The organism is Aeromonas sp. EU05-FHT14A05 (assembly GCF_058791175.1).
Genome location: NZ_JBYTDH010000001.1, coordinates 515,856 through 527,530, shown reverse-complemented (window position 1 = coordinate 527,530; position 11,675 = coordinate 515,856). Strand labels below are relative to the sequence as shown.

At 63.4% G+C, this 11,675-nt stretch carries 11 protein-coding genes; 6 read left to right on the top strand and 5 right to left on the bottom strand.

The window, feature by feature from the left end; all coding sequences use genetic code 11:
• Nucleotides 1-70: 70 nt before the first annotated feature.
• The gene (gene kduD / locus AC3WR3_RS02260; protein WP_492291046.1) at nucleotides 71-832 is read left to right on the top strand and encodes a 2-dehydro-3-deoxy-D-gluconate 5-dehydrogenase KduD; all 762 of its coding nucleotides are present in this window, start codon (nucleotides 71-73) and stop codon (nucleotides 830-832) included.
• Nucleotides 833-899: 67 nt separating this feature from the next.
• Nucleotides 900-1,424: a YgjV family protein gene (locus AC3WR3_RS02255; protein WP_139435375.1), complete on the top strand. Its 525-nt coding sequence runs from the start codon at nucleotides 900-902 to the stop codon at nucleotides 1,422-1,424.
• A 126-nt stretch (nucleotides 1,425-1,550) separates the two neighbouring features.
• Here AC3WR3_RS02255 and kdgR read toward each other — a convergent pair whose 3' ends face one another.
• The gene (gene kdgR, locus AC3WR3_RS02250) at nucleotides 1,551-2,345 is read right to left on the bottom strand and encodes a DNA-binding transcriptional regulator KdgR (protein WP_492291045.1); all 795 of its coding nucleotides are present in this window, start codon (nucleotides 2,343-2,345) and stop codon (nucleotides 1,551-1,553) included.
• Between the two features lie 312 nt (nucleotides 2,346-2,657).
• On the opposite strand from kdgR, the gene kdgK reads away from it, so the two are divergent.
• A complete protein-coding gene (kdgK, locus tag AC3WR3_RS02245; protein WP_342059404.1) occupies nucleotides 2,658-3,620 on the top strand; it encodes a 2-dehydro-3-deoxygluconokinase in 963 nt (320 codons plus the stop codon).
• On the top strand, nucleotides 3,604-4,224 hold the full coding sequence (locus AC3WR3_RS02240) for a bifunctional 4-hydroxy-2-oxoglutarate aldolase/2-dehydro-3-deoxy-phosphogluconate aldolase (protein WP_139435369.1): 621 nt from the start codon (nucleotides 3,604-3,606) through the stop codon (nucleotides 4,222-4,224). Before kdgK ends, AC3WR3_RS02240 begins: the two co-directional genes overlap by 17 nt.
• 60 nt (nucleotides 4,225-4,284) lie before the next feature.
• On the opposite strand, the gene araC is transcribed toward AC3WR3_RS02240, so the two are convergent.
• The 4 genes from araC to AC3WR3_RS02220 all read right to left on the bottom strand — a co-directional run bounded on the left by araC (nucleotide 4,285) and on the right by AC3WR3_RS02220 (nucleotide 8,927).
• The gene (araC, locus tag AC3WR3_RS02235; RefSeq protein WP_446699538.1) at nucleotides 4,285-5,196 is read right to left on the bottom strand and encodes an arabinose operon transcriptional regulator AraC; all 912 of its coding nucleotides are present in this window, start codon (nucleotides 5,194-5,196) and stop codon (nucleotides 4,285-4,287) included.
• Between the two features lie 132 nt (nucleotides 5,197-5,328).
• Nucleotides 5,329-6,330, bottom strand: coding sequence for an L-arabinose ABC transporter permease AraH (gene araH / locus AC3WR3_RS02230; RefSeq protein ID WP_342059405.1), 1,002 nt, complete (start codon nucleotides 6,328-6,330; stop codon nucleotides 5,329-5,331).
• A gap of 50 nt (nucleotides 6,331-6,380) precedes the next feature.
• Nucleotides 6,381-7,877: an L-arabinose ABC transporter ATP-binding protein AraG gene (gene araG / locus AC3WR3_RS02225; RefSeq protein ID WP_342059406.1), complete on the bottom strand. Its 1,497-nt coding sequence runs from the start codon at nucleotides 7,875-7,877 to the stop codon at nucleotides 6,381-6,383.
• Between the two features lie 66 nt (nucleotides 7,878-7,943).
• Nucleotides 7,944-8,927, bottom strand: a complete 984-nt coding sequence (locus tag AC3WR3_RS02220; protein ID WP_492291044.1) for an arabinose ABC transporter substrate-binding protein — start codon at nucleotides 8,925-8,927, stop codon at nucleotides 7,944-7,946.
• A 360-nt stretch (nucleotides 8,928-9,287) separates the two neighbouring features.
• Here AC3WR3_RS02220 and AC3WR3_RS02215 point away from each other — a divergent pair, with 360 nt between their 5' ends.
• Entirely contained in the window at nucleotides 9,288-10,979 is a 1,692-nt protein-coding gene (locus AC3WR3_RS02215; protein ID WP_492291043.1) for a ribulokinase, read from the top strand.
• Nucleotides 10,976-11,674 (top strand): L-ribulose-5-phosphate 4-epimerase, encoded by a 699-nt coding sequence (locus AC3WR3_RS02210; protein WP_492291042.1) that lies wholly within the window; start codon nucleotides 10,976-10,978, stop codon nucleotides 11,672-11,674. Before AC3WR3_RS02215 ends, AC3WR3_RS02210 begins: the two co-directional genes overlap by 4 nt.
• The last annotated feature ends 1 nt before the right edge of the window (nucleotide 11,675 follow it).

Sequence of the window (11,675 nt, the reverse complement as noted above, 5' to 3'; positions counted from 1 at the left end):
GCCGGGCAGTGTGCACTGCCCGTTTTCCCCCATCATGCCTGCCACGTCCGGTGGCAGCAGAGGAAACAAGATGATTCTCAATGCATTCGATTTGAAGGGTAAGGTTGCCATCGTGACCGGTTGTGACACCGGCCTCGGCCAGGGCATGGCGCTCGGTCTGGCCGAAGCTGGCTGTGACATCGTCGGCATCAACATCGTCGAGCCCACGGACACCATCGCCAAGGTGGAGGCGCTCGGGCGCCAGTTCCTGAGCCTCAAGGCCGATGTCAGCAAGGTGGAGACCCTGCCCGCCCTGGTGGATCAGGCGGTCTCCCGGTTCGGCCGCGTCGACATCCTGGTCAACAACGCCGGCATCATCCGTCGCGACGACGCCATCAACTTCAGCGAGAAGGACTGGGACGACGTGATGAACATCAACATCAAGAGCGTCTTCTTCATGTCCCAGGCGGTGGCCAGGCAGTTCATGGCCCAGGGCCGGGGCGGCAAGATAGTCAACATCGCCTCCATGCTCTCCTATCAGGGCGGCATTCGTGTCCCCTCCTACACCGCCTCCAAGAGCGGCGTCATGGGGATCACCCGCCTGCTGGCCAACGAGTGGGCCAGCCAGGGCATCAACGTCAACGCCATCGCCCCCGGCTACATGGCCACCAACAACACCACGGCCCTGCGCGCCGATGAGGATCGCAACGCCGCCATCCTGGAGCGGATCCCGGCCGGACGCTGGGGGGTGCCGGATGACATGATGGGCCCCGTGGTCTTCCTGGCCTCCCCCGCCTCCGACTACATCAATGGCTACACCATTGCCGTCGACGGTGGCTGGCTGGCCCGCTAACCCTTAGCCCATACGAAAGGCGCCATCAGGCGCCTTTTTTCGTTCATCTCGTCTCGGAATCCATTCAATGTCGCTCGACCCCCTGGCCCAACTGCTTGGCCTGCTCGCCTGTGCCATAGGCATCACCGCCTTCCGGCAATCTCAGGACAGTAAACTGCGGCTGCACCTGACCCTCAACGGCGCACTCCTCACAGCCCATTTCATGTTGCTCGGCGCCACGGCCGCCGCCATCAACTGCCTGCTCTGTGCGGTACGGACCTGGGTCTCCGGCTATTATCGCGGCCTGGGTGTGATGCTGTTTTTTCTGGGACTGACCTGGCTATTGGTGATGCCCAGGATCGCACACCCCATCCAGCTGTTGACGCTGCTCGGCACCACCTTGAGCACCTACGCCCTGTTTCGGCTAGAAGGCATGGCGCTTCGGCTGTGCATGCTGAGCAGCACAGTCTGCTGGCTTGTCCACAACATCTGGGCGGGATCATGGGGAGGCATCTTGCTGGAGGGCAGCTTTTTCATCGTCAACGGCCACCTCATCCTCGGCCTCTACAGGGCGCGGCGACAGGGGAGATGCGTGAGCACGCCTCAGGGATAAGCCCTGGTGGTGCCAGGGCGAGCACGACAAGGGACAAAAAAGCCGGGGGCGGAACTGCGGTCAGACAGTCCCGCCCCCGGCTTGGTTCGAGCAAGCTCGCGGCAGGCCGCCGCGGCTCATCCCCTGTTACCTGGTCCGGAATGGATAATCGTGAAAACCGAGTTCGTCCGAGATGCGGGCGGCAGCCTCGTGCAGCAAGCCCACCAGCTCCTCCTTGTTCTCTTCACTGAAACGCACCAGGGGCAGCGACAGGGAGAGCCCGGCAATGATGCGCCCCATGCGGCTGTAAATGGGCACGGCGAAGCAGCGCAGGCCCGGCTCCATCTCTTCGTTGTCTTCCGCGTAACCCTGCTCGCGCACCAGGACCAATTGGGCCAGCAAGGCGTCGATGTCGGTCAGGGTGTGCTCGGTAAAGCGCTCAAAGCTCACATTGGCCAGCATGCCGCGCACCTCGTCCTCGGGCAACCAGGCCATCATCACCTTGCCAAGGGCGGTGCTGTAGAGCGGGCGACGGCGACCGATGCGGGAGTACATCCGCAGGTTGTACTCGGAGTCTACCTTGTGCAGATAGACGATGCTGTCCTCGTCGAGAGCCCCCAGGTGCAGGGTCTCCTTGGTCAGCTTGCCCAGACGATGCATCTGGGTATCCGCGATGGGGATCAGCTCCTGGTGCTCCAGGGCCTTGCCGCCGAGTTCGAACAGCTTCAGGCTCAGGGTGTACTTGTCGGACTCCCCCTCCTGATTGACATAACCCAGGGTCTTCATGGTCTGCAAGAAGCGATAGACGGTACTCTTCGACATCATGATCCGCTGGGACAACTCGGTGACGCCAATCTCTTTCTGCTCCCCCAGCGCCTGCAGGATGCCAAAGACCTTCAGGACGGATGAAACGGAATCTGGCGAGGTATCTACCACTGACATAGGGTTCTCCTTATAAGCTCCATCGTTTCAGTGTATTTGAAACGCAAGCCCAATCATAGCCATGGGTGTGTTTCAAAGGGCAATGCCCAGATCCTGCGTCATTGCCGGTGAGGTCACAGACCCGGCTGACCGACGCCACAACCCTTGCAACCGGCGGCACGGCTGCCATGCCATACCCTCCCCCCGACGTCAGGATCGCACCCTCAGCCCCATAGAGGGGCCACACGATATTTTTATGAAATGATGTTTTATTTTATTTAATGCAGATGACACATTAAATATAATGACGGCGTCATCAACACGGGAGGGCATATGCCGACCAAGATTGCCGTCATTGGCGAGTGCATGATCGAACTATCCGAGAGCAAGGCGGGCATAGTGCGTCATTTTGGAGGGGACACCCTCAACACCGCCGTCTACCTGGCCCGTACCAACCCCGAGCTGGCCGTCTTCTATGTCACAGCCCTTGGCACCGACACCATGAGCGACGCCATGCTGACCCAGTGGCAGCAGGAAGGGGTGCACACTGAGCTGGTACAGAGGCTGGAGCACAAACTGCCCGGTCTCTATCTCATCGAGACCGATGCCCGGGGCGAGCGCACCTTCCATTACTGGCGCAATGATGCCGCCGCCCGCTACTGGCTGCAGGGCGAACACGCCGGGTCTATCTGCCAGCAGTTGCAGCACGTTGACTGGCTCTATTTGAGCGGCATCAGCCTCGCCATCCTCCCCCCCGCCGATCGGGCCAGCCTGCTGCAGCATCTGGCCTTGTGCCGGGCAGCCGGTGTGAAGATCGCCTTTGACAACAACTACCGCCCCCGGCTGTGGGAAAGCAAGGAGGCGGCGCAACAGGCCTACCGCGCCATGCTGGCGCTGACCGACATCGCCTTCCTGACCCTGGACGACGAGTTTTCCCTGTGGGGCGACAGCCAGGAGGCCCAGACCCTGGCACGCACCAGGGGGCTCGGGGTCGGCGAGATCGTCATCAAGCGTGGCGCCGAACCCTGCCTCATAGTGCAAGGCGAGCGGCAGGACGAAGTGCCTGCCATGTCACTGGCCAGGGAACGAGTGATCGACACCACGGCAGCGGGCGACTCCTTCAGCGCCGGCTACCTCGCCACGCGGCTCGCCGGGCGCGCGGCCAGCGAGGCGGCCCACCATGCCCACCTGCTGGCCGGCACCGTCATCCAGCATCGCGGGGCCATCATTCCCGGCTCGGCGATGCCAACAACCCCCCTTCCCACTGCTGAGGCAACCCATGTCAACCTTGCTTGAAACACTCTCAACCCTGAAGATCATCCCCGTCATCGCCATCCAGAACGCCGACGACGCCGTGGCCCTGGGCCAAGCCCTGATGGACAACGGCATGCCGAGCGCCGAGATCACCTTCCGCACCCCGGCGGCGGCCGAGGCCATCCGCCAGCTGCGTGCCGCTTTCCCCGAGATGATCATCGGGGCCGGCACCGTCCTCACCACGGCCCAGGTGGATCAGGCCATAGACGCCGGGGTGGACTTCATCGTCAGCCCCGGCCTCAACCCGCGCATCGTCCAGTATTGCCAGGCGCGCGGCGTGCTGATGATCCCGGGGGTCAACAACCCCAGCCTGGTCGAGCAGGCGATGGAGCTGGGCCTTCGTGCCCTCAAGTTCTTCCCGGCTGAGCCCTCAGGCGGTCTCCCCATGCTCAAGGCCATGAGCGCCGTCTACCCGGTTCGCTTCATGCCGACCGGGGGCGTCAGCCCCGCCAACGTGAAGGATTATCTGGCGCAAGGATCTGTGTTTGCCTGCGGCGGTACCTGGATGGTCCCGGCGGATCTCATCGAGAAACAGGAGTGGGACAAGATAGGCGCCCTGGTCCGTGAGGCCATGGCGGCGCTCTGAGCCCAGGCCCCCAAATAAACAAGCCCTCATCATGAGGGCTTTGTCATCTCTGGGTTCTTCTCACAACGGGGTGGCGCACTTGCGGTATTCGGTGGGGCTGACCCCGACCCGTTTCCTGAATACCCGCGAGAAGTACAGCTGATCGTCATAGCCCACCTGCTGGCCGATAGTGGCCACCGACATGGGGGTGGTCTGCAGCAGCAGCTTGGCCCGCATGATCCGCTGATCCTCGCGCCAGCGCACTATGCTCACCCCCACCTGCTCGCGAAACAGGTGGGCCAGCCGTGAAGGGGACAAAAACACCTGCTCCGCCAGCGCCTCCACCGAGATCTCGGCGCAGAGAGATTCGCTCAGGATCTGGCACGCCTGGTGAACCCTGTGATCTAGGGTGGGATAGGCACTGAGGGAGGAGGCTTCATAGCAGCGAATAAGCAGCCGCTCCAAGAGGTTCATGGCGAGCTGTTCCGACATGGGCCTCAGTTGCTGGTGGGTCTCTTCGATGTCGAGGAAGAGGGCATCGAATTCGGTGAGCAAGCCGGCGTCAGCCAGTTGCAATCGCCCCACCCGCTCCGTCACCTGGGGCCATTTGAGCCAGTCGGCCCAGTAGGCCCGCGGCCGGAAATAGACCCAGCGGTGATACCACTCCCGGGCATCTGGCGCCCGGCCGTAATAGTGCACGGCTGCGGGCGGAAACAGCAGCAGGTCCCCTGGCTCCACGGTGAAGGCCTGATCCCCCTGAAAGATCTGCCCCTTGCCCCTGATGGTCAGATTGACAATGAAGCCCTTCATACCCTGGGGCCTGTCGATGATGAAGTCGAGGGCGCTCCCCTGCTCGATGGGAGTCATGCCCGAGACCAGGAAGACGTCGAAGGCGTAGCCCGGCAACAGGGGGTTGAGTTGTTTCGGCTTCTCTTTTTGCATCGAGGACATGGCGGAAAACAGCGCTTGGGTAAAAAAATCGGCTTGGGCCATTGTAGAGATCCGGCGTTGGAACAACCTATTTTCGCAAGCGGCCTGATGTGAATTTATTGAACTGGCTCACAGCTTGCCTGAAGGAGGCACCAGGCCAGCATGGGCCGACCTGGTGCCGGAGGGGACAACCGCTCAGACGCGCGCCTTGCGTACCTGCTTGTAGCGGTCGAACAGCACGGCGGCGAGCAGGATGAGGCCGCGCACCACGTACTGGGCAAACGGGGAGATGTTGAGCAGGTTCATGGCGTTCTCCATCAGCCCCAGGATCAGCACCCCGGCGATGATGTAGGAGATCTTGCCGATCCCCCCCTTCATGGAGACCCCTCCCAGCACGCAGGCGGAGATCACCACCAGCTCGAAGCCGATGGAGGTCATCGGCTGGCCCGAGGTCATGCGCGAGGCGAGTATGATGCCGGCGATGGAGGCAATCAGCCCGGTCATGGTGAAGATGATGATCTTGGTGCGCACCACGTTGACCCCGGCCAGACGCGCCGCCTCCTCGTTGCCCCCCATGGCCAGGGTGTTGCGGCCGAAGGTGGTCTTGTTGAGCAGCAGGCCGAACAGCACGAAGCAGACGGCGGTCAGCCAGACCGGGGTCGGGATGCCGAGCAGGGCGGAGTTGCCGAGCTCGAAGAAGCCCTCTTCCACTATGCCGACCGCCTTGCCGTCGGAGATGATGTAGCCCACCCCGCGCGCCATCTGCATGGTGGCCAGGGTGGTGATGAGGGCGTTGATCTTGAATTTGGCCACGACTATGCCGTTGATGAGGCCAAACAGCACCCCCACCGACATGCCGGCCAGGATGCCCACCGTGATGCTCTCGGTGGCATTGATGCCGACCGCGCAGGCGACGCCGGAGCAGGCCACCACCGAGCCCACCGACATGTCGAATTCGCCGGAGGCGAGGCAGAACAGCATGCCGCAGGCCACCATGCCCGACATGGAGACGGCGAGCCCGAGCCCGCGCATATTGATCAGGCTGGCAAAGTTGGGCACCAGCACGCAGGCCAGCAGGAACAGGATGGCGAAGATCACCAGCATGCCGTATTGATCCCAGACGCGGGCCAGTTGCAGGCGGGAGCCGCTGGCCGCCGAGACGGTCGCGGCCTGACCGGCTGAGGTAGTTGTTGTCATGGTATTTCTCCTGAAGTTTCCGGGTGCTATCGCGTTGCAGTCACGGGGGATTAACGGGCCGGCATGGCCAGATTGAGCGCCTTGACCTCGTCGGCCTCATGGTGGGATAGCTCCCCTGCTATCACCCCCTCCCGCATGACCATGATCCGATCCGCGATGCCCAGCACCTCCGGCAGCTCGCTCGAGACCACCACCACGGCGATGCCCACCTTGGCCAGATCGTAAATCACGTTGTAAATCTCGTTCTTTGCCCCGACGTCGATGCCGCGGGTCGGCTCGTCGAGCAAGATCACCTTCATGTCCTCGGAGAGCCAGCGCCCCAGAATGGCCTTCTGCTGGTTGCCGCCGGAGAGGTTCATGATGGCCTGATGGGGGGACGGGGTCTTGACCCGCATGTCGCGGATCCGCAGCCTCGCGTTCTCGTCCTCCCACTGCTGGTTGATCCAGAAGCCCCCCCACGCCTGGTGGCGGCGGGCGCTGATGTTGATGTTCTCCTGCACCGAGTGGATGGGAATGATGCCGAGGGCCTTGCGGTCTTCGGTGCAGAGCATGATGCCGCCGCGAATGGCGTCGATGGGATTGCGAATGACCACCGGCTTGCCGAACACCGCTATCTCGCCGCCTCGGGGCGTCTCGGCGCCGAAGATGAGCTTCATCAGTTCGCTGCGACCGGCCCCCACCAGCCCGAAGATGCCGAGGATCTCCCCCCGTCTGACCTCGAACGAAATGGGCCCCCTGAGGCCAGGCCCCATCAGGCTCTCCACCTTGAGGCCCACCTCCCCGAGCGCTCTGGGGCTGTAGCCGTAGATGTCGGTCAGCTCCCGTCCCACCATGGTCTTGACCAGCAGATCCCGGTCCACCTCGGCCATGGAGGCGAAGGTGCGCACGAACTGGCCATCCTTGAATACCGTGATGGCGTCGCACAGGGCGAAGATCTCGTCCATGCGGTGGGAGACATAGAGAATGACCTTGCCCTCGTCCCGCAACTGGCGGATGACCCGAAACAGCTGCTCAATTTCGCGCGACGACAGGCTGCTGGTCGGCTCGTCGAAGGCGATGACGCTGGCGTCCCGGGTCAGGGCCTTGGCGATCTCCACCATCTGCCATTGCCCGAGGGACAGGTACTTGAGCGGCGTCTCCGGCGACACATCCATGCCGAGGCGCGCCAGCTGTCTGGCCGCATCCTGATAGAGTTTCTCCCTATCGATGACGCCGCGCCGGGTGGGCAGCTGCCCGAGGTAGATGTTCTCCGCCACGCTCATCTCGGGCACCAGGTGCAGCTCCTGATAGATGATGGCGATCCCGCTCTCCAGGGCGTCGACCGTGTCTTGAAACACCTTCTCCTGGCCCGCCAGCTTCACCACCCCTGTGGTGGGGGCCTGAAAGCCGCTCAGGATCTTGAGCAGGGTGGACTTGCCCGCGCCGTTCTCCCCCATCAGGGCGTGCACCGAGCCCTGCTGGCAGCAGAAGGAGACGTTCTGCAGCGCCTTGACGCCGGGGAACTCCTTGCTGATGCCGCAAAACTCCAGATAAGGAACTTGATTCATGAGATGACTCCAGCCAGCCGGCACGGCGCAGGGCGCCATGCCGGCATGGGTATCAGGGATTGGCGATCACAGACCTTTCTTCTGCAGCTCGACCTTGAAGTTGTCGCGGGTGATGAGCACCACGTCGGTCACCTCGGTGAACTTGGCCGGCTCGGCGCCGTTGACTACCCAGTCATGGAGCATCTGGATGCTCTTGTAGCCGTGCACGTCCGGGCTTGGCAGCAAGGAGCCGAGGAAGCCGGTGGCGCTGGACTTGGAGAGCTCGTTCACCGCATCCACACCATTGATGCCGATGCCGATGACGTTGTCGGCCTTGAAGCCCTGCCCTTCGGTGGCGCGCACACCGCCGAGCACAGTGTTGTCATTCATGCCGACGATGAGCCAGTTCTTCACCTCGGGGTGCTGCACCAGCATGGAGTTGGCGGCATCCAGGGCACCCGGAATGTCGTTGGCCTTGGTGGGAGAGCGGTAGATCTGGCCTTCGGGGAAACCGGCGGCCTTGAGTGCGCTCAGGGAGCCGTCGACCCGGCGACGGGCGGTGTCCAGCTCGTCGGCGGTGATGGCTAGCACCCCGGTGGCCTTCACATCCCACTGGCGTTTTTGCATCTCCTTGTAGAGCTCCTGACCCTGGCGTTCACCAATCTTGGTGGCGGCCATCATCACCAGGGGCACCTGCTCCATGGGCTGACCCTTGGCGTTGACGAACTGGTCGTCCACCGTGATGACCTTGAGATCCATGCTGTTGGCCTTGGCCATGATGGCGGCCCCGAGCTTGGGATCAGGGGTACAGATGACGAAGCCCTTGGCGCCGTTGGCCGCCAGGCTGTCGATGGCATTGAGGGTCTTCTCCCCATCGGGCACGGCTATCTTGATCACCTCGAAACCGAGATCCTTGCCCGCCTTGTCGGCGAAGTTCCACTCGGTCTGGAACCAGGGCTCCTCCGGCTGTTTGACCAGGTAGCCCAGCTTCAGCGCCTCGGCCGAGAAAGCAGAATTTGCCATACCCATGGCAAACCCCATCGCGATCATGCCTTTAACGATTTTGTTCATGCGAATGTCTCCAACGGTTCTATCAATCCATGTATCCACGCAGTGCTGCTCCTTGAGTCAGTCAAGTCACAGCCATCTAAATCATGCTTAAACAGGACGTTATTGTTGTTGCTAGATGAGCGAACCAAGTTGTAATCGTTTTCACATGGAAAAATGGAGAGCAGGATCACGCCATGAGATTGCAGCCATTTTGTCTATATATTTAGCAAAATCGTTACATATTGAATTTTCGAGAGCCGTCACCCTCTCGCACTGACAGCGTTAAAATCCATATTTCCAGCAGCCAATGGCTAACCGCCCCTCCTGCCCATCTCCTATGGTTCCTCCCCAGTCACCCCTCATTGATGGTCAGGAGCACTTATGTCTGAGCACCCCAGGTCCGAGCACATCGTCATCGGACTCGATTTCGGCAGCGACTCGGTCAGGGCACTCGCCGTGCGCTGCCAGGACGGCGCCGAGCTGGCGACCCAGGTCGTCTATTACCCCCGCTGGCAGGCAGGCCACTACTGCCAGCCGGTCAACAACCAGTTCCGCCACCACCCCCTCGACTATCTGGAGTCCATGGAGCAGGCGGTGGTGGCGGTGGTGAGCCAGCTCACCCCGGCCCAGCGCACCGCCGTGCGCGGCATCGGAGTGGACAGCACAGGCTCCACCCCTGCCCCCATCGACAGGGAGGGGCGCGTGCTGGCCCTGCGTCCGGAGTTTGCCGACAACCCCAACGCCATGTTCGTGCTGTGGAAGGATCACACCGCCATCGAGGAGGCGGAGGCCATCACCGCCCTGTGCCACGGCGGCCAGTTCCCCGACTACAGCCGCTACATCGGCGGCATCTACTCCTCCGAGTGGTTCTGGGCCAAGATACTGCACGTCTCCCGCGCCGATGCCGCGGTGCGCGCCGCCGCCTGCAACTGGGTCGAGCTGTGCGACTGGGTACCCGCCATCCTGAGCGGCACCCAGGCCCCGGCCGACATCCGGCGCGGGCGCTGCGCCGCCGGCCACAAGTCCCTCTGGCACCCGAGCTGGGGCGGCCTGCCCCCCGCCGACTTCCTCAATGCCCTGGATCCGCTGTTGACGGAGGATCTCGACTTCCCCCTCTTTACCGACAGCTGGACCGCCGATCTGCCAGTCGGCACCCTGACCCCGGAGTGGGCGGAGCGGCTGCATCTCTCCTGCGAGGTGGTGATCGCGGGCGGCGCCTTCGACTGCCACATGGGGGCGGTGGGGGCCGGGGCCGGCAACAATGCCCTGGTCAAGGTGATAGGCACCTCCACCTGCGACATCCTGATCGCCGATGAGGCCACCATAGGCGATAGGGCCATTGCCGGGATCTGCGGCCAGGTGGACGGCAGCGTGGTGCCGGGCATGGTGGGGCTGGAGGCGGGGCAATCGGCGTTCGGCGACATCTACGCCTGGTATCAGCGCCAGCTCGGCTGGCCGCTGGAGAGCCTCGCCGCCCAGTATCCGGAGCTGCGCACCGCCATCGAGGCCCACAAGCGGGAGCTGCTGCCAAGCCTCGCCGCCGCCTGGGAGCAGCAGCGGGACCTCGCCCACCTGCCGGTGGTGCTCGACTGGTTCAACGGCCGCCGCACCCCCTACGCCAACCAGCGCCTGCAGGGCACCCTCACCGGCATCAACCTCGGCACCGATGCCCCCGATCTGTTCGGTGCCCTGGTGGCCTCCACCGCCTTCGGGGCCCGCAGCATCATGGAGTGCATGACCAGTCAGCAGGTGCCGGTGGAGCAGGTGATCGCCCTGGGCGGCATAGCCCGCAAATCAACGACCGTGATGCAGACCTGCAGCGACGTGATGAATCGCCCCATCCAGGTGGTGGCCTCGGATCAGTGCTGCGCCCTGGGGGCGGCCATCTTTGCCGCCGTGGCGGCCGGGATCCATCCCGATGTGGCCAAGGCCCAGCACCACATGGCGAGCGCCGTGGAGCGCACCCACCAGCCTGACCCCGAGCGGGTCGCCGAATATGAGCGCCTCTACCAGCGCTACCTCGCCTGGGGCGCCGCCGCCGAACCGCTCTACAACCGGGGGGTACCGGCATGAACCTCAAGGTGCTCAAGGAGCAGGTGCTCGTCGCCAACCTGGATCTGCCGCGCCACGAGCTGGTGACCTTCACCTGGGGCAACGTGAGCGGCATCGACAGAGAGCGCAATCTGGTGGTGATAAAGCCAAGCGGCGTCAGTTACGAGCGGATGCTGCTCGAGGACATGGTGGTGCTGGATCTGGCGGGCAAGCAGGTGGAAGGCGCCTTGCGCCCCTCCTCCGACACCGCCACCCACCTGGTGCTCTATCGCGCCTACCCCGAGCTTGGCGGCGTGGTGCACACCCACTCCACCCATGCCACCGCCTGGGCCCAGGCGGGCCGCGCCATCCCGATCTTCGGCACCACCCAGGCCGACTACTTCCACGGCGAGATCCCCTGCTCGCGCCTGCTCACCCCGGGCGAGGTCGAGGAGGACTACGAGGGGCTGACCGGCCACCTCATCGTCGAGACCCTCAGGCAGACCCCCATCCTCACCATGCCGGGGGTGCTGGTGGCCAACCACGGCCCCTTCAGCTGGGGCAAGAGCGCCGAGGATGCGGTGCACAACGCCGTGGTGCTGGAGGAGGTGGCGCGCATGGCCTGGCTCACCGGCCAGATAAACCCGGGGGCCCGCCCCCTGCCCGATTACCTGCTGGAGAAGCACTACCAGCGCAAGCACGGCAAACACGCCTATTACGGCCAGACAAAAGCTTAAA